15 protein-coding genes are annotated in these 20,924 nt (G+C 70.8%); 8 read left to right on the top strand and 7 right to left on the bottom strand.

Features of this window, described 5'->3' with window-relative positions:
• Positions 1-2: 2 nt before the first annotated feature.
• The 3 genes from MFF61_RS07230 to MFF61_RS07220 all read right to left on the bottom strand — a co-directional run bounded on the left by MFF61_RS07230 (position 3) and on the right by MFF61_RS07220 (position 4,262).
• On the bottom strand, positions 3-1,712 hold the full coding sequence (locus MFF61_RS07230) for an AMP-binding protein (RefSeq protein WP_238234404.1): 1,710 nt from the start codon (positions 1,710-1,712) through the stop codon (positions 3-5).
• A 123-nt stretch (positions 1,713-1,835) separates the two neighbouring features.
• Positions 1,836-2,624 carry a hypothetical protein gene (locus MFF61_RS07225; RefSeq protein WP_238234403.1) on the bottom strand — a complete coding sequence of 263 codons (789 nt, stop codon included), beginning with the start codon at positions 2,622-2,624 and terminating at the stop codon, positions 1,836-1,838.
• A 135-nt stretch (positions 2,625-2,759) separates the two neighbouring features.
• A complete protein-coding gene (locus tag MFF61_RS07220; RefSeq protein ID WP_238234402.1) occupies positions 2,760-4,262 on the bottom strand; it encodes a leucyl aminopeptidase in 1,503 nt (500 codons plus the stop codon).
• A gap of 271 nt (positions 4,263-4,533) precedes the next feature.
• Here MFF61_RS07220 and lptF point away from each other — a divergent pair, with 271 nt between their 5' ends.
• Genes lptF through rsmA form a run of 5 tightly spaced genes read left to right on the top strand, consistent with a single transcriptional unit; the run spans position 4,534 to position 11,328 of the window.
• On the top strand, positions 4,534-5,700 hold the full coding sequence (gene lptF / locus MFF61_RS07215; protein WP_238234401.1) for an LPS export ABC transporter permease LptF: 1,167 nt from the start codon (positions 4,534-4,536) through the stop codon (positions 5,698-5,700).
• A gap of 10 nt (positions 5,701-5,710) precedes the next feature.
• Entirely contained in the window at positions 5,711-6,799 is a 1,089-nt protein-coding gene (gene lptG / locus MFF61_RS07210; protein WP_238234400.1) for an LPS export ABC transporter permease LptG, read from the top strand.
• Between the two features lie 44 nt (positions 6,800-6,843).
• A complete protein-coding gene (locus MFF61_RS07205) occupies positions 6,844-9,453 on the top strand; it encodes an LPS-assembly protein LptD (protein WP_238234510.1) in 2,610 nt (869 codons plus the stop codon).
• Positions 9,454-9,484: 31 nt separating this feature from the next.
• Complete coding sequence (gene pdxA, locus MFF61_RS07200; RefSeq protein WP_238234399.1) at positions 9,485-10,483, top strand: 4-hydroxythreonine-4-phosphate dehydrogenase PdxA; 999 nt, start codon at positions 9,485-9,487, stop codon at positions 10,481-10,483.
• Positions 10,480-11,328, top strand: a complete 849-nt coding sequence (gene rsmA, locus MFF61_RS07195) for a 16S rRNA (adenine(1518)-N(6)/adenine(1519)-N(6))-dimethyltransferase RsmA (protein WP_238234398.1) — start codon at positions 10,480-10,482, stop codon at positions 11,326-11,328. Before pdxA ends, rsmA begins: the two co-directional genes overlap by 4 nt.
• 93 nt (positions 11,329-11,421) lie before the next feature.
• Here the strand turns inward: rsmA and MFF61_RS07190 are convergent, their stop codons facing one another.
• Together MFF61_RS07190 and MFF61_RS07185 are read right to left on the bottom strand one after the other, a co-directional pair.
• Positions 11,422-12,138 (bottom strand): PhoH family protein, encoded by a 717-nt coding sequence (locus tag MFF61_RS07190; protein ID WP_238234397.1) that lies wholly within the window; start codon positions 12,136-12,138, stop codon positions 11,422-11,424.
• 404 nt (positions 12,139-12,542) lie between these two features.
• The gene (locus MFF61_RS07185; RefSeq protein WP_238234396.1) at positions 12,543-14,909 is read right to left on the bottom strand and encodes an ATP-dependent helicase; all 2,367 of its coding nucleotides are present in this window, start codon (positions 14,907-14,909) and stop codon (positions 12,543-12,545) included.
• 148 nt (positions 14,910-15,057) lie between these two features.
• On the opposite strand from MFF61_RS07185, the gene MFF61_RS07180 reads away from it, so the two are divergent.
• The gene (locus tag MFF61_RS07180; protein WP_238234395.1) at positions 15,058-15,297 is read left to right on the top strand and encodes a hypothetical protein; all 240 of its coding nucleotides are present in this window, start codon (positions 15,058-15,060) and stop codon (positions 15,295-15,297) included.
• 106 nt (positions 15,298-15,403) lie between these two features.
• Here MFF61_RS07180 and MFF61_RS07175 read toward each other — a convergent pair whose 3' ends face one another.
• Complete coding sequence (locus MFF61_RS07175) at positions 15,404-15,835, bottom strand: GtrA family protein (RefSeq protein WP_306423384.1); 432 nt, start codon at positions 15,833-15,835, stop codon at positions 15,404-15,406.
• Positions 15,836-15,917: 82 nt separating this feature from the next.
• Complete coding sequence (locus MFF61_RS07170) at positions 15,918-16,691, bottom strand: SDR family NAD(P)-dependent oxidoreductase (protein WP_238234393.1); 774 nt, start codon at positions 16,689-16,691, stop codon at positions 15,918-15,920.
• Between the two features lie 165 nt (positions 16,692-16,856).
• Between MFF61_RS07170 and carB the strand changes: the two genes are divergently transcribed.
• Entirely contained in the window at positions 16,857-20,330 is a 3,474-nt protein-coding gene (gene carB / locus MFF61_RS07165) for a carbamoyl-phosphate synthase large subunit (RefSeq protein WP_238234392.1), read from the top strand.
• A 116-nt stretch (positions 20,331-20,446) separates the two neighbouring features.
• Positions 20,447-20,923, top strand: a complete 477-nt coding sequence (gene greA / locus MFF61_RS07160; protein WP_238234391.1) for a transcription elongation factor GreA — start codon at positions 20,447-20,449, stop codon at positions 20,921-20,923.
• The last annotated feature ends 1 nt before the right edge of the window (position 20,924 follow it).

The following is a 20,924-nucleotide window of genomic DNA, read 5'->3' as shown; positions in this document are numbered from 1 at the left end:
CCTCAGGCGCTGCCGTCGCGCAGCTCCCGCCGCAGCACCTTGCCGACGTTGCTCTTGGGCAGGCTGTCGTGGAAGACGACCTCGCGCGGGACCTTGTAGGCCGTCAGGCCCTGGCGGGCGAAGGCGCGCAGGGCCTCGGGCGTGAGGTCGGGGTCGCGGCGCACCACGTGGGCGACCACGATTTCGCCGGTCTCCGGGTGGGGCCGGCCCACCACCGCCACTTCCAGCACCCCCGGATGGGTCGCCAGCACGTCCTCGACCTCGTTGGGATAGACGTTGAAGCCAGAGACCAGGATCATGTCCTTCATCCGGTCGACGAGCCGGATCTGGCCGTCCGCCTGCAGCACGGCCACGTCGCCGGTGCGGAAGAACCCGTCCGGGGTCATGGCGCGGGCGGTCTCCTCCGGGCGCTTCCAGTAGCCCGGCATCACCTGCGGGCCGCGCACGCAGAGTTCGCCCGGCACGTCGACGCCCACCTCCGCCCCGGCGGCGTCCCGCACCGAGATCTCCGTGGAGGGGACCGGATAGCCGATCGTGCCGGACCACTCGCTCAGGGTGCGCGGGTTGATGGAGACCACCGGGGCCGTCTCGGACAGGCCGTATCCCTCGATGATCGGCCGGCCGGTGAGCTTCTTCCAGCGCTGCGCCACCACCGCCTGGACCGCCATGCCGCCGGCATTGACGTATTCGAGGGCCGACCAGTCGACCTTGCCGATGTCCGGGTGGTTGAGGAGGGCGTTGAACAGCGTGTTGACGCCCGACATGTTGGTGAAGCGGTTGCTGCGCAGCAGCTTCACGAAGCCCGGGATGTCGCGCGGGTTGGGCACGAACAGGCAGCAGGCGCCGAGCCGCACCATGAAGAAGAAGCAGCAGGTGAGCCCGTAGATGTGGTAGAGCGGCAGCGCCGTGACCATGACGCGGCCCGGCCCCTCGTCGTCGCGCATGCCGAACCAGACGCGGCTCTGCTCCAGGTTCGCCATCACGTTGCGGTGCGTGAGCATCGCGCCCTTCGACACGCCGGTCGTGCCGCCGGTATATTGCAGGAAGGCGAGATCGCTCTGGGCGATCGCGGGCGGCACGAAGGCGGCCTTGCGCCCGGCGGCCAGGACCAGCTTGAAGGTGGTGCACCGCGCCGGGGGCAGCTCGTAGGGCGGCACCGCCTTCTTGAGGTGGCGCGCGGCCAGCGTCACCAGGGTGCCGCGCAGGCCGAGCCCGTCACCCGCCCCCACCACCGCCACGGTCTCCAGCCCCGGCAGCGCGGGCAGGGCCTGCGCCGCCGTCCCGGCGAAGTTCTCCAGCACGATCAGGATGCGGGCGCCCGCATCGCTGAGCTGGTGGATCAGCTCGCGCGGCGTGTAGAGCGGATTGACGTTGACGACGGTGGCCCCGGCGATCAGGGCGCCGAACAGCGCCAGCGGATAGGACGGGACGTTGGGCAGCATGATCGCGACCCGGTCGCCCTTGGCGATGCCCCGGCTCTGGAGCCAGGCCGCCACCGCCTCGGCGCCCTCCTTCACCTGCGCGTAGGTGAGCGTGGCGCCGAAGCAGGTCACGGCCGGCCGGTCGGCGAAGCGGGCCATGCAGTCGTTGAAGAGGTCGGCCAGCGTGCCGAGCCGGTCGGCGTCAATCTCCTCCGGAACGCCCGCCGGATAATGCGACAGCCAGGGCTTTTCCGTCGAGTGGACCGACATCGCTTTCGCAGCGTCACCCATGTGGCGTTTCCCTCCGTCGGCAGCCTTGTGGCGGCGCCTGTGTTGGCCGATCCCGCAGCCGGGTCGCGCCGGCCGCATCGGTTCGGGGTATAGCGATCTTGGAAGAGCGTTTCTCCCGCCGCGTCAAGGCCGCGCGGCCGCCTCTCTCCGTGGCAGCGCCGAAAGGAGCGCGTGCGGCAGGAAGGCCGCCGTGATGAGACCTGCGGCCGCGAGCGTCCCGGGCTCCGTCAGCGGCCGGGCGGGCCAGCCCGCCACGAACGCGCGCCCGAGCGCCAGCAGGCCGAACGCCCACCACAGCGCCGCGAAGCGCAGGACCCCGCGCAGGAGCCAGCCCGGCTTGCGCCGGCGGCCGCCGACGAGGCCGGCGAGCCCGAGCGGCAGCGCGAACGCGAACGCCGCGGCGAGCGCCCCCAGCGCCTGGGCGAGCGGCATCGGCGCCCCGTTCAGGAACGTCATGCCGCCGACCATGAAGCCCCCGCGCAGCACGAGGCCGCCGAAGGTCGGGTGGAGCGAGAGCGCCAGCAGGACGGCAAGGCCGAGGAGCGCCCCGAGCAGCCGCAGCGGCACCGGCCGGTCCATCGCCTCGGCGGTGACCGCGATCACCCGTGCGACGCCGTAGACGAGTGCGACGGCATAGAGCGGAAACTGGTCGAGGAAGAAGCCGTAGAACCACATGCCCAGGCCTGCGGCCTCGACCCGCGCCTGATCGAGGCCGGCGGCCGCCACGAGGACGAGCGTCCCGAGCGCCGCGGCGAGCGGCAGGAATGCCGCCGCCGCCATGCGCGCCGCAAAGGCCGGCGCCGTGCCTGCCGGACCGGCGAGCCGGATGCGGGGCGCAGCGGGGACGGGATCCGCCGGGCCGAGGCCGAACCCGCCCCGCTCCCAGCGCCACCATAGCGAATCCTGCGGCACGGCCGGGCTCCTCAGCATCATCGGTCGAGGCGGTCGCCGGTGCGGCGGCGCCCCTGATGCACGACCAAGAGACCAGGCGGACGCTCCGCGAGGATTCCGCCCGGGTCGGGACCCGTCTGGCGGGCAACCCCGATCTTACCTCTCGTAATGGTCGCGGACCATCCGGTCGAGCAGCCGCACGCCCCAGCCCGAGCCCCAGGAACGGCTGATCTCGCTCGACGGGGCATTCATGCCCACCCCGGCGATGTCGAGATGCACCCAGGGCACGTCGTTGACGAAGCGCTTGATGAACTGTGCCGCCGTCGCCGAGCCGCCGTGGCGTCCGCCGGTGTTCTTCATGTCGGCGAACTTCGAGTCGATCAGCTTGTCGAAGCCCGGCGAGAGCGGCATGCGCCAGACCTTCTCGCCGGTGGCCTCGCCGGCCGCGGTGAGCCGCTCGGCCAGTTCGTCGCTGGTGGTGAACATCCCGGCGAATTCCTGGCCGAGGGCCACCATCACGGCGCCGGTGAGCGTCGCGAGGTCGATCATGAACTTCGGCTTGTACTCCTGCTGCACGTGCCAGAGCACGTCGGCCAGCACGAGCCGCCCCTCGGCGTCGGTGTTGATGATCTCGATGGTCTGGCCGGAGAGCGAGGTGACGATGTCGCCCGGTCGCTGCGCCTTGCCGTCCGGCATGTTCTCGACGATGCCGATGGCGCCGAGGGCGTTCACCCTGGCCTTGCGCTGGGCCAGCGCCTGCATCAGGCCGACCACGCAGGCGGCGCCCGCCATGTCGCCCTTCATGTCTTCCATGCCGCCGCTCCCCTTGATGGAGATGCCGCCGGAATCGAAGCACACGCCCTTGCCCACGAAGGCGATCGGGGCCTCGCTCGCATCGTCGCCGCCGTTCCAGCGCATGATGACGACGCGCGCCTCCTTGGCGGAGCCCTGCGCGACGGCGAGCAGCGCGCGCATGCCGATCTTGCGCAGCGCCTTCTCGTCGAGGATCTCCACCGAGACGCCGAGCTTTTCCAGCGCCTCGGTGCGGCGGGCGAATTCCTCGGGGTCGAGGACGTTCGGCGGCTCGTTGACGAGTTCGCGGGCGGTGATCACGCCCTCCGCCACCGCCTCGGCGGCACGAAGCGGCTTCTTCATCCCGCCCGCCTCGGCGGTGAGCACCGTGACCCGGGTCGCACCGGTCTCCTCGCCCTCGGCCTTCTTGCTCTTGTAGCGGTCGAACTTGTAGCCGCGCAGACGCAGGCCGAGGGAGAATTCGGCCGCCTGCTCGGCACTCGGGGCGCCCGTGGCCAAGTCCAGCACCACCGTAGCGCGCCGGCCGTTGAGCTTGCCGGCGGTGACGCCCCCGAGCGTCGCCCAGTCGAGCTTGCCCCTGTCCTTCTCGGGGCCGACCCCGACCACGATGAGGCGCTCGGCGGAAAGGCCCGCCGGGGCCGTCACCGTGAAGGCGGCGTTCGCCTTGCCCTTGAAGCGCTCGACGCCGGCCGCCCGCGCGACGAGATCGGAAGCCGCGCCGCCCGCGATCTCCGCGGCCCGCTCCGACAGGGCGAGGTCCTCGCCGACGAACAGGACGAGGTCGCCCGGATCCTGCCCCTTCGCCGAATCGAGGGGCTCGAACGCGATGCTGATGCCGTCCGCCATGACGCTGCTTTCAATCCGTGGAGCGAGGGCCGGTCCGCCGGCGCCGTGAGGTGTCCTGTGTAGCGGGCGCGCGCCCGGAAACGCAACGCGAGGGGCGCCGCACGGGCTGCGCCCCTGCGCCTCGCCCGGCTGTGGCCGCAAGCGCGCAGCCTGCCGGAAAACGCCGCCCGCGGGCGGCGCTCCCCAGGTTGCGGCGTCGCAGCCGCTTGTGCGGCGGCGGCCGGAGGCCTAACCGGTCCGTGAGCGGAAGGGGGCCCGACCGCGAGAGCCGATGACGCAGATCGAGCGATACATCTTCCGGATCGCCCTCGGCGCCTTCCTGTCCTGCCTCGTCGGCCTCACCGGCGTGATCTGGGTCACGCAGGCGCTGCGCGAGCTCGACCTCATCACCGCCAAGGGCCAGACGCTGCTGATCTTCCTGCTGATCACCGGCCTGTCGCTGCCCGCGCTGCTCACGGTGATCGCCCCCGTGGCGCTGTTCATGGCCGTGGTGCACGCGCTCAACAAGCTCAACGGCGATTCCGAGCTCATCGTGATGAGTGCCGCCGGCGTCTCGCCGCGCCGCCTGATGCGGCCCTTCCTGACGCTGGCCCTGGTGGTGAGCCTCGGCGTCGGCTTCCTGACCATCCAGGTCATGCCGTCGAGCTTCCAGGAGCTGCGCGACTTGCTCACCCGGGTGCGCGGCGACTTCATCGCCAACGTGGTCCGCGAGGGGCAGTTCACCAGCCTCGACAACGGCATCACCTTCCACTTCCGCGAGCGCAGCGGGAACGGGTCGCTGCTCGGCATCTTCATGCAGGACCGCCGCGAGGCCGGCCGCACAGTGGTCTACCTCGCCGAGCGCGGACAGATCGTCGATCTCGACGGCCAGAGCTACCTCGTGCTGGAGAAGGGCAGCGTCCACCGCCAGCAGCCCGACAGCCGCGATTCCTCCATCATCACCTTCGAGCGCTACGCCGTCGACCTCGCGGCCTTCACGCCGCCCGACACCGACACGGTCTACAAGCCGCGCGAGCGCTCGACGGCGCAGCTCCTGTTCCCGAACGCCAACGACGGCTACTACAAGCTCACCAAGGGCCGCTTCCGCGCCGAGCTGCACGAGCGGCTCACCGCGTGGCTCTACCCCCTGGCGCTCGCGCTGATCGCCTTCGCGGCCCTCGGCGATCCGCGCACCACCCGGCAGGGGCGGGGGCTCGCCATCGCGGGAGCGATCGCGGCCGTGGTGGCCCTGCGCATCGCGGGGTTCGCGGCCTCGGGCGCGGCGGTGCGCAGCGCCGGCGCCGTGGTCGCGATGTACGCCGCCCCGCTCCTCGCCATCGCGATCTCGGTCGTGGTGGCCTTCCACGGCACGAGGGTGCGGGCGTTCAACGCGGGGCTCGCGGCGCAGCTGCGCCGGATGGCCGCCGGCCTGGCCCGGCCGCGCCTGCGGCACGGCTGAGGACGCGGCGATGCTGATCGGCGCCACTCTCGGCCGCTACTTCGCGGGGCGCTTCCTGCGCATGATCGCGGGGGTGTTCCTGACGGTCTTCGCCCTCGTCTACACCCTCGACTTCGTGGAGCTGATGCGCCGGGCCGGCGAGACGCAGGGCGCCACCGCCGCCGTGATGGCGCGGCTCGCGCTCTTCCGCACCCCCTCGGTGGCCGAGCAGGTGATGCCCTTCGCGATCCTGTTCGGCTCGATGGGGGCGCTCCTGCAGCTCAGCCGCAAGCTCGAACTCGTGGTCGCGCGCGCGGCCGGGATCTCGGCGTGGCAGTTCCTGCTGCCGGGCTTCCTCGTGGCGCTCGGCATCGGCGCCTTCACGGTCGGGGTCTACAATCCGGTCGCGGCCGGGCTGAAGCAGCGCTCCACCGAGATCGAGGCCAAGATCTTCGCGCGCTCCAACAAGGCGACCTCCGGCAAGGAGCTGTGGATCCGCCAGCGCAGCGTCGACGGGCAGGCGATCGTGCGGGCCGAGACCGCCATCGAGGGCACCACGACGCTCGCGGGCGTGACGGTCTTCACCTTCGACGACGAGGGCGTGTTCTCGCGCCAGATCGAGGCGCGCCGCGCCGTGCTGCACGACGGCTACTGGGAGCTGCAGGACACCCGCGTCCTGGCCAAGGACGAGCAGCCCGAGACCTACGACACCTACCTGATCGCCTCGAATCTCGACCCCTCGCAGGTGCGCCAGCGCTTCACCCCGCCGGATTCCGTGCCTTTCTGGCAACTCGACGAGATCATCGCGCGCACCGAGCGGGCGGGACTCGACGCGACGCGCTATCGTCTGCAGCAGGCCGTGCTCACCGCCCGGCCGGTGCTCTTTCTCGCCATGGTCCTCGTCGCGGCCTCCGTTTCGTTAAGGTTCTTCCGGTTTGGTGGCATCGGAACGATGGCGCTGGCCGGCGTGACCGCGGGCTTCGTGCTCTACGTCGCCCGGCAGGTGATGGAGAGCCTCGGCGCCTCCGGGCTGGTCGCAGCGCCGGTGGCGGCATGGTTCCCGGCCGTGGTAGGGAGTTTGCTCGGCACGCTCGCGCTTCTGTACCTGGAGGACGGCTGATGACTGTCCTCCTGTCCAAGGCCGCGGCGGCAACGGGTGCAGGTATGGGTCGTGTCGTGCGTACGGCCGTCCGCTGGGCGGCCGCTTCGGTCCTGACGGTTCTGCCCGCCCTCGTGCTGATGGCGGCGCCTGCCGCGCGCGCGCAGGGCACGCTCAGCGACCGGCTCAAGCCCGGCGGCACCAAGCCCTCCGACAAGCCCGCCGAGCGGCTCCTCGTCGAGGCGGCCGAGCTCGTCTACGACAACGACCGCAACACGGTTTCGGCGGTCGGCAATGCCGAGTTGCATTACGGCCCGCGCACGCTGCTCGCCGACAAGGTGCTGTACGACCGCAATACCGGCCGGGTCTTCGCGGAGGGCAACGTCCGCCTCACCGACGAGACCGGCGCGGTCGTCACCGGCGACCGAATGGAGCTGACGGACGATTTCCGCAGCGGCTTCATCGACAGCCTGCGCGTGCAGCAGACCGTGGAGCAGCGCGGACGCGTCGCCCGCGTGCGCTTCTCGGCCCCCCGCGCCGAGCGGATCGAGGGCGAGACCACCACCTTCGAGAACGGCACCTACACGGCCTGCGAGCCCTGCAAGACCGATCCCGAGCGCCCGCCGCTCTGGCAGGTGAAGTCCGCGCGGATCATCCACAACAACTCGCAGCGGCGGATCTACTACGAGGATTCCACCCTCGAGATCGCCGGCGTGCCGGTCGCGTACCTGCCCTACTTCTACACCCCCGACCCGACCGTGCGGCGCGAGACCGGCTTCCTCGCGCCCCATTTCGTGTCGTCGAACGCGCTGGGCTACGGCATCGGCACGCCGTTCTTCTGGAACATCGCCCCCGACTACGACCTCACGGTCGAGCCCACCTTCCTGTCGCGCCAGGGCGTGCTGGGGCAGGCCGAGTGGCGCCAGCGGCTGGCCAACGGCTTCTACAACATCCGCCTCAGCGGCATCTTCCAGACCACGCCGAGCGCCTTCCTGCCGGGGCCGCTCGGCCCGGGCAACCGCGACTTCCGCGGCTCGGTCGAGTCGAGCGGCCACTTCTACCTCAGCGAGCGCTGGCGCGCGGGCTGGGACGTGGTCGGCGTCACCGACAAGTGGTTCCTCGACAATTACCGCATCCGCAACCAGACCATCTCGACCGACTACTTCCGCGAGGCGATCTCCACCGCCTTCCTGATCGGGCAGGGGGATCGCTCCTGGTTCGAGGCGCGGGCCTACTACTTCAAGGGCCTGTCCACCTACGACTGGCAGAAGCAGCAGCCGATCGTCGCCCCGGTGGTCGACTACGACAAGCGCATCAACGGCCCGGCCCCGCTCGGGGGCGAGGTGCGCTTCCAGATGAACTTCCAGAACCTCACCCGCGAGGCGACGCAGTACCAGGAGATCCCGCGCACCCGCTCCTATCTCGTCAGTTCGAGCGCGAACGGCTTCACCTTCCCGCTCTATCCCACCTGCACGGTGTTCGAGCGCGGGCAGTGCCTCGTGCGGGGCTTGGCCGGCCTCGACACCCGGCTCTCCGCCCAGGTGTCCTGGCGGCGCACCTTCACGGACGAGTTCGGGCAGGTCTGGCAGCCCTTCGCGTACCTGCGCACCGACGTGTTCTACGTCGACCCGAACACGCGCTCCTACCAGAACCGCGAGATCACCAACCTGTTCTCGCCCGACGTGGACTTCACCGGCCGGGTGATGCCGGCGGTGGGCCTCGAATACCGCTATCCCTTCGTGGCCGATTTCGGCGCGCTCGGCGTCCACACGGTCTCGCCGGTGGCGCAGGTGATCGCGCGGCCGAGCGAGACCCATATCGGCCGCCTGCCGAACGAGGACGCCCAGAGCCTCGTCTTCGACGACACCAACCTGTTCCAGTGGGACAAGTTCTCCGGCTACGACCGGGTCGAGGGCGGGGTGCGGGCCAATCTCGGCGCCGAGTACGCCATCACCACCCGGACGGGCTTCCACGTCAACGCGATGGTCGGCGAGTCCTTCGCGCTCGCGGGCGTGAACTCCTTCCGGCGCGGCGACATCGCCAATGTCGGGCGCGATTCCGGGCTGGAGACGCAGCGCTCGGACTTCGTCTCCCGTCTGCAGGTCTCGCCCAACCAGAACATCAGCTTCATCACCCGGGCGCGCTTCGACCAGAAGACCTTCGCCCTCGACCGCTTCGAGGCGGGCGTCTTCGCCAAGCTGTCGCCGTTCGTGCCGCTCGACACCTCGGTGATCTACGCCCGCTACGCCGCGCGCCCGGAACTCGGCCAGAGCTTCCGGCGCGAGGGCGTGCAGGCCTCGGCGACCTACAGCATCACCCCGAACTGGTTCGTCTCGGGCTCGCTGCTCCTCGACCTGTCGCGCTACCTCGAAGTGCGCGACCTCTACTCCAACGGCGCGGAGGCCTACCTCCTCAACCCGGTCGGCCTGCCGCCGGACCGCGGCACCCGCGACAAGCTCTACGTCGCGGGCACCAATCTCGGCTTCGGCTACCGGGACGAGTGCACCACGGTCTCGCTCAACTACATCTCCTCGCCGCGCGAGACCGCCTCGGGCCTGCGCGAGCGGAACCAGACCTTCCTGCTGCGGCTCGAATTGCGGACCCTCGGGGAGGCCAACTTCCGCCAGAACCTCAGCACGACCACCACCGCGGACGGCATCGCCACCGTGCGGTGACGGCGGCCCCGCGCGGCCGCAGGAGGTGCCGATGACACAGAGCCTCGCCCTCACGCAGGGCGATCCCGCCGGCATCGGCCCCGAGATCGCCCTGAAGGCCTGGATGGCCCGCGAGGCGGCCGGCCTCGCGCCGTTCTTCCTGATCGGCGACCCGGACCTGCTGGCGCGCCGGGCCGAGCGGTTCGGCCTGCCCGTCCCGCTGCAGCCCTGCGCGCCCGCGGAGGCGGCCGCGGTCTTCGCCCGGGCGCTGCCCGTGGTGCCGCTGCCGATGGCGACGCAGGCCGAGCCCGGCCGGCCCGATCCGGCGACCGCACCCGCCACCCTGGCGTCGATCGAGACGGCGGTCGGCCTCGTGCGGGCGGGGCGGGCCGAGGCGGTCGTGACGAACCCCATCGCCAAGCACGTCCTCTACGCCGCAGGCTTCCGTCATCCGGGCCACACGGAATACCTCGCGTCCCTCGCGGCGGATCCCGACGGCGCGGCGCCGCGCCCGGTGATGCTGCTGTGGTCGGACCTGCTCGCGGTGGTGCCGGTGACGATCCACGTGCCGCTGCGCGCCGTGCCGGATCTGCTCACCGCCGACCTCGTGGTCGAGACCGCCCGGATCGTCGACCGCGACCTGCGCACCCGGTTCCGGATCGCGCGGCCGCGCCTCGTGCTGGCCGGGCTCAACCCGCATGCCGGCGAGGCCGGCAGCATCGGCACCGAGGACCGGGACGTGCTGGAGCCCGCGGTGGCCCGGCTTCTCCGGGAGGGCATTGACATCCGCGGCCCCCTCTCGGCCGACACGCTGTTCCACGCCCGAGCGCGCGCCGGCTACGACGTGGCGCTCGCCCCGACGCACGACCAGGCGCTGATCCCGATCAAGACGCTCGCCTTCGACGAGGGCGTGAACGTCACGCTCGGGCTGCCCTTCCTGCGCACCTCGCCCGACCACGGCACGGCCTTCGACATCGCGGCCGCGGGCATCGCCAAGGCCGACAGCCTGATCGCGGCCCTGCGCCTCGCCGGGCGGCTGACGCGGCCATGACGGAACCCGCCAAAGCTGCCGACGGCCTGCCGCCGCTGCGGGACGTGGTGCGTGCGCACGACCTGATGCCGCGCAAGTCGCTCGGCCAGAATTTTCTGTTCGACCTCAATCTCACCGGCCGCATCGCCCGCGCGGCCGGGCCGCTCGACGGCGTGACGGTGGTGGAGGTGGGGCCGGGGCCGGGCGGCCTCACCCGGGCGCTGCTCGCCGAGGGGGCGGCCCGGGTCGTCGCGATCGAGCGCGATCCGCGCGCCCTGCCGGCCCTCGCCGAGATCGCCGCCGCCTATCCGGGCCGCCTGGAAGTGGTGGAGGCCGATGCGCTCGCCTTCGATCCGCGCCCGCTGATCGGGGAGGGGCCGGCCCGGATCGTCGCGAACCTGCCCTACAATGTCGGCACGACGCTGCTGACGGGCTGGCTCACCGCCGAGGCGTGGCCGCCCTGGTGGGATTCGCTCACCTTGATGTTCCAGCGCGAGGTAGCCGAGCGCATCGTCGCGGACGAGGGCGACCGCGCCAATTACGGCCGGCTCGGCGTGCTGTGCGGCTGGCGCACGCAGGCGCGCCTCCTGTTCGACGTGCCGCCCTCGGCCTTCGTGCCCCCGCCCAAGGTGACGTCGAGCGTGGTGCGCCTCGTGCCCCGGCCCGAGCCCGCATCCTGCCGGGTGCGGGCGCTGGAGGCGGTCACCGGCGCGGCCTTCGGCCAGCGCCGCAAGATGCTGCGCCAGAGCCTCAAGGGTGCGACGCCCGACCCGGCGAGGTTGCTCGCCGCCGCCGGCATCCCCGAGACCGCCCGGGCCGAGGAGGTGCCCGTGGCGGGATTCGTCGCGATGGCGCGGGCGCTGTGAAGGCCCGGCACCGCGGGTTCATCGACACAACCACAGCGCGGACGGCCGGACCGGCGCGGGAGCCGCGCCGGACTGCGCGCAGAGGGCATGCCCTTACAGGCGCGCCTCCTCGAAGGCGCGCACCCACTCGGCGCAGATGCCGGAGCGCACGATGTCCTCCAGCCCGAATTCCACGATCGGGATCGGCATCAGCCGGCTCTTGACCAAGTGGATCACGGTACGCAGGCCCGAGGTCTCGCGCAGGTCGGTCTGAGAGACGTCGCCGTTGATGATGACCTGGCAATCGTCGCCGATGCGGGTCAGGAACATCTTGATCTCGGCCGGGGTGGTGTTCTGGGCCTCGTCGAGGATCACGAGGCAGTTCTTGAAGGTACGGCCGCGCATGACCTCGAAGGGCACGATCTCGATGTCGCCGGTCTTGAGGGCGATGTCGAAGGCGCCCGCGCCCATCCGCTCCTTCATCGCCTCCGTGAGGGGAGCAACCCAGGGGGCGATCTTCTCTTCGAGGGTGCCGGGGAAGTAGCCGAGCGAGCGACCGGAGGGCACGTTGGGCCGGGTGATCACCACCTTGGCGATGCGGCGCTGGCGCAGGAGGTCGGCGGCGCGGGTTCCGGCGATGTAGGTCTTGCCGGTGCCGGCGGGGCCGAGGACGATGACTTGCGCGTGGGAACCGAGGGCTTCGAGATATTCGGCCTGACGGGCCGTCATGGGTTGGATCGGCGGCGGATTACGTTCCTCCTCGAAGCGGGTGCGGTGCACCCGGATCGGGCGGTCTTCAACCAGTTCAAGTCGTGCGCGTCGTCTCTTCATAGATCAACACTCCCACTGGACTTGCGGTGCCGCTGTATCGTGTGCCCTCTCGTGTCCCTCGATCTCCTTCGTGCGATGTCAGCGACTCAAAGTCCGCGGGGCCGGACGGGTTCCACGTCCGATCGACGCAGGCGGTGGACAAGTCCGCTTCGCGTCTGCCGCTAGGGTATGACCCGCAGGCTCAACCAGCAATTCCCGCGCCGCGTTGCAGTGCAAAAAACCCCGTTTCTCACGGTGATGTCGGTGATCTGTGGCGGGAACCACACAGGAACGGAGGTCTCGGCCGCGGGAGAGGGGATCTGAGGTGATCCGGGGTCCGTCCAGGGCCGCCGCCACGTGTTCCTCCGCCCGCGCAGGGCGGGACGACAGACGATCCGCCCCTCCCGAGTGTTGTTCGGACCGGCTCAGGCCGGCTGGACGAAGCTGTCGAGGACCATCTTCCGGCCGGCCTTGTCGAAGTCAACGGTGAGCTTGTTGCCGTCGACGGCCGCCACAGAGCCCGGCCCGAATTTGGTGTGGAAGATCCGGGCGCCAACGGCGAAGGACGAGGGTGAGCCGGTGGATTTCGCCACGAGCGTGCCTTCGATCTGCTGCGGCCCGCCGCGGCGTCCGCCGCCGAACCGGTCCTGGCCGCCGAAGCGGTCTTGTCCGCCGAAGCGGTCTTGGCCGGCCGTGTTGGCCTGTGCGCGCTGCCAGCCGGGCGTGCCGTAGGACGAGCCGAACGGCGTCGGCTGCCGGTCGAAGCGCGAGGGGCCATAGGAAAAATTCGCGGGCGCCTCGATCACCTCGACGCTGCTCTCCGGCAGCTCGTCGATGAACCGGCTCGGGATGGTGGACGACCACAGCCCGTGGATGCGCCGATTGACCGCGAACGAGATCTTGGCGCGTTTGCGGGCACGGGTGATGCCCACATGGGCGAGGCGCCGCTCCTCCTCCAGCCCGGCCCGGCCGCTCTCGTCGATGGCGCGCTGGTTGGGAAACAACCCGTCCTCCCAGCCCGGAAGAAAGACGGTGTCGAACTCGAGCCCCTTGGCGGCGTGGAGCGTCATCAGGCTGACGCGCTCGCCCCCTTCGGCCTCGCTGGCGTCCATCACCAGGGAGATGTGTTCGAGGAAGGCCGGCAGGTCCGGGAATTCCTCCAGCGAGCGCACCAGCTCCTTGAGGTTCTCCAGGCGGCCCGCCGCGTCGGCGGTGCGTTCCTTCTGCCACATCTCGGTGTAGCCGGATTCCTCTAGGATGGTCTGTGCCACCTCGGCATGGGGCTGGGCCTCCAGGAGCTTCGCCCAGCGGCCGAAGCACTGCCCGAGGGCGCGCAGGGTCGAGCGGGGCTTGGGCTTCAGCTCCTCGGTCTCGACGATGAGGCGGGCGGCCTGGAGCAGCGGCACCGACTGGCGGCGCGCATGCCCGTGCAGGGCCTGGAGCGTGGCGTCCCCCAGGCCGCGCTTGGGCGTGTTGATGATGCGCTCGAAGGCGAGGTCGTCGGCCGGGTTGGCGGTCAGCCGCAGATAGGCCAGGGCGTCGCGGATCTCGGCCCGCTCGTAGAAGCGCGGGCCGCCGATCACCCGGTAGGGCAGGCCGAGCTGCACCAGGCGGTCCTCGATCTCGCGCATCTGGGCCGAGATGCGGACCAGCACGGCGACCTGCGACAGCGGCTCGCCCCTGGCCTGCATGCTCTCGATCGATTCGCAGAGCAGGCGCGCCTCCTCCTCCGAATCCCACGCGCCCATCACGGTGACGCGCTCGCCCGCCGCAGCCTCGGTGTGCAGGGTCTTGCCGAGCCGGCCCTCGTTGCGGGCGATCAGGGTCGAGGCGGCGGCCAGGATGTGGCCCGTGGAGCGGTAGTTGCGCTCCAGCCGCACCACCACGGCGCCCGGGAAGTCGTGCTCGAAGCGCAGGATGTTGTCGACCTCGGCGCCGCGCCAGCCGTAGATCGACTGGTCGTCGTCGCCCACGCAGCAGACGTTGCGCCGCCCCTGCGCCAGCAGCCGCAGCCAGAGGTACTGGGCGACGTTGGTGTCCTGGTACTCGTCCACCAGGATGTAGCGGAAGCGGTCCTGGTAGCTCGCCAGCACGTCCGGATGGTCGCGCCACAGCTTCAGGCACAGGAGCAGCAGGTCGCCGAAATCCACCGCGTTGAGGGTGCGCAGCCGCTCCTGGTAGGCGGCGTAGAGCGGCCCGCCCTTGCCGAAGCCGAAAGCTCCGGCCTCGCCGGCCGGCACCTGCTCGGGCGCGAGCCCGCGGTTCTTCCAGCCGTCGATCGCCTGGGCGAGACCCCGGGCCGGCCAGCGCTTCTCGTCGATGTTGGCCGCCTCGATCACCTGCTTGAGCAGGCGCAGCTGGTCGTCGGTGCCCAGGATCGTGAAGTCGGATCTGAGCCCCACCAGCTCGGCATGGCGGCGCAGGATCTTGGTGCCGATGGCGTGGAAGGTGCCGAGCCAGGGCATGCCCTCGCCGGCCGGGCCGATCAGGGCGCCGATGCGCTCCTTCATCTCGCGCGCGGCCTTGTTGGTGAAGGTCACGGCCAGGATGTCGAAGGGGCGGGCGCGGCCGATGGCGATGAGATGGGCGATGCGGGTGGTGAGCACCCGGGTCTTGCCGGTCCCGGCCCCGGCGAGCACCAGCACCGGCCCCTCCGTGGCCTCGACGGCCCGGCGCTGCTCGGGGTTGAGCCCGTCGAGATAGCCGGCGGCCTGCGGCACCACGGCGGCGCGGGCACGGGCGGCGATGGAGGTGGAGGAGGGCGCCTCGGCCCCGGCGGCATCGCGACTCATGCGGTCTTCACTGGACCAAAACGCGAACGGCGTCGAGGGTTGGCCCTCGCGCGATCGTGCAACGCGGCGGTGCGGGCGAAGCGGAACCTTCCGGCTTCCCGGCGCGTCCCCATCTCATCACGGCTAGCGAGTCCGAGACGGAGTTCCCATGCGTGCCCGACCGTTCCTGATCCTGGCGGCCCTCCTGGCGGCCGGACCGGCCCTGGCCCAGACCCGCGCCGAGCGCCGGGTCGACCGCCTCAACGACACGATGACGCAACAGAACCAGATGCGCAGCATCCAGCAGCAGAACCGGTTCGACACCAACCAGATCCGCGGCGAGATCCGCCGCAGCGAGACGATGGCGCCGACGCCCCCGCCGCCTGCCATCATCGGCCGGCCGCGCTGAGGCTGCCGGCCCTGCAATGGCCCGGGGCCCGTCGCGCCGGGCGGGCCGAAGGATGCAGCGCCGAATCCCCTCTTCCGTGTGGGAGAGGGGACCTTCGCGACGCGTCCTACCGGCGCACCGCGAAGGTCCAGATCCGGTTGCCGGAAAAGTTCCAGAACAGCACGATCCCGGTGGTGAGCACCTGGGCGGCGAGGTAGGGCAGCCCGAGCCCGCGCGTCAGCAGGGCCATCAGCAGGCCGGTCAGAACGAGGCCGAGCCCGGCCACCAGGGCAAAGCGCCACACGGCCTGCGCGTGCGGGCGGTCGCTGGCGAAGGTGTGGCGGCGGTTGAGCGTGTAGGACACGACGCCGCCGCAGGCGTAGCCGATCACCGAGGCCGCGACCGGGTCGAGGCGGCCGACCTCCACCAGCGCGACCAGCGTGCCGTAATGGGCCACCATCGCCACGAGGCCGACGCCGAGATAGGCCGTGAATTGCCCGGCCAGCGCCACGAGGGGATGCCTGCTCCGGGCCGCAAGTCCGATCGTCCGATCCGTCACGCCCTGATCCATCCGACGCCGCGGGCCTTCCCCACCCTGCTCCCTGTCTAGCGCATGGGACTGAACCGAAGATGACCCCGGCTCATTCCTGCAGGCGGGCGGCGGCCTTGCGGCTGAGCCAGCGGGGGGCGAGCCGCGCCCCCAGCACCGCCAGACGATTCGCCGCGCCCGGCACCACCACCGCGTCGCCCCGCAGGTAGCCGGCGAGGCCCGCCTGCGCGACGGCCTGCGCGCTCATGACGGTGCCCTCGAAGCGCTTCGCGCCATGCCGGTCGGCCCGCTGCGAGAACTCGGTGGCGGTCGCCCCCGGGCACAGCGCCGTCACCGTGACGCCGTGGGGCCGCGCCTCCTCGTACAGCGCCTCCGAGAGCGAGAGCAGGTAGGCCTTGGTGGCGTAGTAGGCGGCCATGTTGGGTCCGGGCAGGTAGCCCACCACCGAGGCGACGTTGAGGATGCCGCCGCGCCCGCGCGCGATCAGGTCGGGCAGGACGAGGCGGGCGAGCGCGGTGGGGGCCGCGACGTTGACGGCCACCATTTCGGCGATCTCGGCGCAGGGCTGGGCCGTGAAGCGCCCGCGCAGGCCGAAGCCCGCATTGTTGACGAGGGTGTGGAGCGCGATGCCGCGCTCGGCGAGTGCGGCCAGGAGATGGCCCGGCGCGGCCGGATCGGCGAGGTCGGCCGGCAGGACGGCGACCGGCACCTGCGCGCGCAAGCTCTCAGCCAGGGCCTCCAGGCGGTCCGCCCGGCGGGCGGTGAGCACCAGCGCGTGGCCGCGGGCGGCGAAGGCCCGGGCGAGGTCCGCGCCGATCCCGCTCGATGCGCCGGTGACGAGGGTCCAGTCGCGCGCTGCCGTCAAGCCTGATCCGCGCGATGGTCGCGCGGCCTTTCATTCATCTCGGGGGGCGTGTTAAAGGCGCCGCACGACCATCCCCCCGCGCCCGGCCTGCCCCGCCCGCGCCCGTCCCCGGGCCGCCCGGCGCGGTGAAGGCCGGATGCGCGCCGCAAGAGTCTGACGCGTCCGATGCCCAAGCGCACCGATCTCTCCTCCATCCTCATCATCGGCGCGGGTCCGATCGTCATCGGGCAGGCTTGCGAGTTCGATTATTCCGGCACGCAGGCCTGCAAGGCGCTGAAGGCCGAAGGCTACCGGATCATCCTGGTCAATTCCAACCCGGCCACGATCATGACCGATCCGGAGCTGGCGGACGCGACCTACGTCGAGCCGATCACGCCCGAGATCGTCGCCAAGATCATCGAGAAGGAGCGCCCCGACGCGCTCCTGCCCACGATGGGTGGCCAGACGGCGCTCAACTGCGCCCTGTCGCTCAAGCGCATGGGCGTGCTCGACCGCTACGGCGTGCAGATGATCGGCGCCACCGCCGAGGCGATCGACAAGGCGGAGGACCGCTCGCTCTTCCGCGACGCGATGACGAAGATCGGCCTGGAGACGCCGCGCTCGGCGCTCGCCAACGCCTCGGCGGCGAAGAAGGCCGACCGGGACAGATACCTCGCCGAGGTGGCGCGGATCGAGGGCGCCACCCCGGATCCCGAGGCGCGCAAGGGCGCGCTCGCCGCCTTCGACAAGAAGTGGGCCGCGGGCGAGGCGGAGAGGCGCAAGCGCTATGGCGAGCACGCGCTCGGCCAGGCGCTGATCGCGCTCGCCGAGATCGGCCTGCCGGCGATCATCCGGCCCTCCTTCACGCTCGGCGGCACCGGCGGCGGCATCGCCTACAACCGCGAGGAATTCCTCGATATCGTCGAGCGCGGCATCGACGCCTCGCCGACCAACGAGGTGCTGATCGAGGAATCGGTGCTCGGCTGGAAGGAGTACGAGATGGAGGTGGTCCGCGACCGCGCGGACAACTGCATCATCATCTGCTCCATCGAGAACATCGACCCGATGGGCGTCCACACCGGCGATTCCATCACGGTCGCGCCCGCGCTGACGCTCACCGACAAAGAGTACCAGGTGATGCGCGACGCCTCGATCGCGGTGCTGCGCGAGATCGGCGTCGAGACCGGCGGCTCGAACGTGCAGTTCGCCATCGACCCGAAGACCGGCCGCATGGTCGTGATCGAGATGAACCCGCGCGTGTCGCGCTCCTCGGCGCTCGCCTCCAAGGCCACCGGCTTTCCGATCGCCAAGGTCGCGGCCAAGCTCGCGGTGGGCTACACGCTCGACGAGATCGCCAACGACATCACGGGCGGCGCCACGCCCGCCTCGTTCGAGCCGACGATCGACTACGTCGTCACCAAGATCCCCCGCTTCGCCTTCGAAAAGTTCCCGGGCGCCGAGCCGACGCTCACCACCGCGATGAAGTCGGTGGGCGAGGCGATGGCGATCGGCCGCTGCTTCGCGGAATCGCTGCAGAAGGCGCTGCGCTCGCTGGAGACGGGACTCACCGGGCTCGACGACATCGAGATCGAGGGGCTCGGCAAGGGCGACGACCGCAACGCCATCAAGGCGGCGCTCGGCACGCCGACCCCGGACCGGCTGCTCAAGGTGGCGCAGGCCCTGCGGCTCGGCGTCAGCCACGCGGAGGTCCACGCCTCCTGCCGCATCGATCCCTGGTTCCTGGAGCAGCTCCAGGCGATCGTGGACCTCGAGACCAAGGTGAAGCGCTTCGGCCTGCCGAAGACGGCCGGCGCCTTCCGCCAGCTCAAGGCGGCCGGCTTCTCCGACGCGCGGCTCGCGGTGCTGGCCAAGACCGACGAGGCGGCGGTGCGTGCGGCGCGGCGCGCGCTCCAGGTGCGCCCTGTCTTCAAGCGCATCGACACCTGCGCGGCCGAGTTCGCCTCCCCGACCGCCTACATGTACTCGACCTACGTCGCGCCCTTCGCCGGCTCGGTGGTGGACGAGGCGCAGCCCTCCTCGGCCAAGAAGGTGGTGATCCTCGGCGGCGGCCCGAACCGGATCGGGCAGGGCATCGAGTTCGATTATTGCTGCTGCCATGCCTGTTTCGCGCTCTCGGACGCCGGGTTCGAGACGATCATGGTCAACTGCAACCCGGAGACGGTCTCGACCGACTACGACACCTCGGACCGGCTCTATTTCGAGCCGCTGACCGCCGAGGACGTGCTGGAGATCATCGAGACCGAGCGGCAGGCGGGCACGCTGCACGGGGTCATCGTGCAGTTCGGCGGGCAGACGCCGCTGAAGCTCGCGCGCGCCCTGGAGGAGGCGGGGGTCCCGATCCTCGGCACCTCGCCGGACGCCATCGACCTCGCGGAGGACCGCGACCAGTTCAAGCGCCTCCTCGACAAGCTGCACCTGAAGCAGCCGAAGAACGGCATTGCCTTCTCGGTGGAGCAGAGCCGCCTCGTCGCCGCCGATCTCGGCCTGCCCTTCGTGGTGCGCCCCTCCTACGTGCTCGGCGGGCGGGCCATGGCGATCATCCGCGACGAGACGCAGTTCGCCGACTACCTGCTTGACACGCTGCCGAGCCTGATTCCCTCGGACGTCAAGGCGCGCTACCCCAACGACAAGACCGGGCAGATCAACACGGTGCTGGGCAAGAACCCGCTCCTGTTCGACCGCTACCTCTCCGACGCGACCGAGGTCGACGTCGATGCGGTGGCCGACGGCAAGGACGTGTTCATCGCCGGCATCATGGAGCACATCGAGGAGGCGGGCATCCACTCGGGCGATTCCGCCTGCTCGCTGCCGCCGCGCTCGCTCTCGCCGGAGACGATCGCCGAACTGGAGCGCCAGACCCGCGACCTCGCGCTCGCGCTCAACGTCGGCGGGCTGATGAACGTCCAGTACGCGATCAAGGACGGCGAGATCTACGTGCTTGAGGTCAACCCGCGCGCCTCGCGCACCGTGCCCTTCGTCGCCAAGGTCATCGGCGAGCCGATCGCCAAGATCGCCGCCCGGGTGATGGCGGGCGAGACGCTGGCGAGCTTCGGGCTCACGCAGAAGGCCCTGCCGCACATCGCCGTGAAGGAGGCGGTGTTCCCCTTCGCGCGCTTCCCCGGCGTCGACGTGCTGCTCGGGCCCGAGATGCGCTCCACCGGCGAGGTGATCGGGCTCGACCGCAGCTTCGGCGTCGCCTTCGCCAAGAGCCAGCTCGGCTCTGGGACGCAGGTCCCGCGCGAGGGCACGCTGTTCGTCTCGGTGCGCGACGCCGACAAGGCCCGCATCCTGCCGGCGGTGCGCATGCTCGCCGATATCGGCTTCACGATCCTGGCGACCAGCGGCACGCAGGTCTTCCTCGCCGAGAACGGCGTGGCGGCGACCCGCATCAACAAGGTGCTGGAAGGCCGCCCGCACGTCGTGGACGCGATCAAGAACGGCGAGATCCACCTCGTCTTCAACACCACCGAGGGGGCCGGGGCGCTGTCGGACTCGCGCTCGCTGCGCCGGGCGGCCCTCTTGCATAAAGTCCCGTACTACACCACTCTCGCGGGTGCGATGGCGGCTGCGGAGGGCATCACGGCGTATCTCGGGGATGATCTCCAGGTGCGCGCCCTGCAGGAATACTTCGCGGCCTGAGGCGCGGGCCGCGCGCCGAAGTTCTCGCGCCTGCGCGAGTGGTATTGGGACAGGCCCGTTCGGGACGCGGCGACGCGTCTCGTCGGGCCGATTGCTTGTGGTGTGAGACGAGAACGATGGACAAGGTTCCGATCACGATCCGGGGATTTGCGGCTCTGGAGGAAGAGCTGAAGCATCGCCAGCAGGTGGAGCGCCCGCGGATCATCCAGGCGATCTCGGAAGCGCGCGCGCTCGGCGACCTCTCGGAGAATGCCGAGTACCACGCCGCCAAGGAGGCCCAGTCGCTCAACGAGGGCCGCGTGCTCGAACTGGAGAGCCTGATCTCCCGCGCCGAGATCATCGACGTCACCAAGCTCTCGGGCAACAAGGTCAAGTTCGGCGCCACGGTGCAGCTCGTCGACGAGGACACCGAGGAGGAGAAGACCTACCAGATCGTCGGCGAGCCGGAGGCGGACGTGCGCTCCGGTCGCGTGTCGATCACCTCGCCGGTGGCGCGCGCGCTGATCGGCAAGGGCGTCGGCGACACGGTCGAGGTCTCGACGCCGGGCGGCGGCAAGTCCTACGAGATCGTCGGCATCCGTTTCGCGACCTGAG

Origin of the sequence: Methylobacterium isbiliense (genome assembly GCF_022179325.1) — a bacterium.
GTDB lineage: Bacteria > Pseudomonadota > Alphaproteobacteria > Rhizobiales > Beijerinckiaceae > Methylobacterium > Methylobacterium isbiliense.
The sequence above is the reverse complement of the archived record's forward strand: the minus strand, read 5'-3'. Positions and strand labels throughout refer to the sequence as shown.

Bases quoted from the DNA above. Each gene is read 5' to 3' on its own strand.
- rsmA (WP_238234398.1), top strand. From the start codon at position 10,480: ATGACGGAACCCGCCAAAGCTGCCGACGGCCTGCCGCCGCTGCGGGAC.
- MFF61_RS07190 (WP_238234397.1), bottom strand. From the start codon at position 12,138: ATGAAGAGACGACGCGCACGACTTGAACTGGTTGAAGACCGCCCGATC.
- MFF61_RS07230 (WP_238234404.1), bottom strand. From the start codon at position 1,712: ATGGGTGACGCTGCGAAAGCGATGTCGGTCCACTCGACGGAAAAGCCC.
- carB (WP_238234392.1), top strand. From the start codon at position 16,857: ATGCCCAAGCGCACCGATCTCTCCTCCATCCTCATCATCGGCGCGGGT.
- lptF (WP_238234401.1), top strand. From the start codon at position 4,534: ATGACGCAGATCGAGCGATACATCTTCCGGATCGCCCTCGGCGCCTTC.
- MFF61_RS07220 (WP_238234402.1), bottom strand. From the start codon at position 4,262: ATGGCGGACGGCATCAGCATCGCGTTCGAGCCCCTCGATTCGGCGAAG.
- lptG (WP_238234400.1), top strand. From the start codon at position 5,711: ATGCTGATCGGCGCCACTCTCGGCCGCTACTTCGCGGGGCGCTTCCTG.
- pdxA (WP_238234399.1), top strand. From the start codon at position 9,485: ATGACACAGAGCCTCGCCCTCACGCAGGGCGATCCCGCCGGCATCGGC.
- MFF61_RS07185 (WP_238234396.1), bottom strand. From the start codon at position 14,909: ATGAGTCGCGATGCCGCCGGGGCCGAGGCGCCCTCCTCCACCTCCATC.
- MFF61_RS07205 (WP_238234510.1), top strand. From the start codon at position 6,844: ATGGGTCGTGTCGTGCGTACGGCCGTCCGCTGGGCGGCCGCTTCGGTC.
- MFF61_RS07180 (WP_238234395.1), top strand. From the start codon at position 15,058: ATGCGTGCCCGACCGTTCCTGATCCTGGCGGCCCTCCTGGCGGCCGGA.
- greA (WP_238234391.1), top strand. From the start codon at position 20,447: ATGGACAAGGTTCCGATCACGATCCGGGGATTTGCGGCTCTGGAGGAA.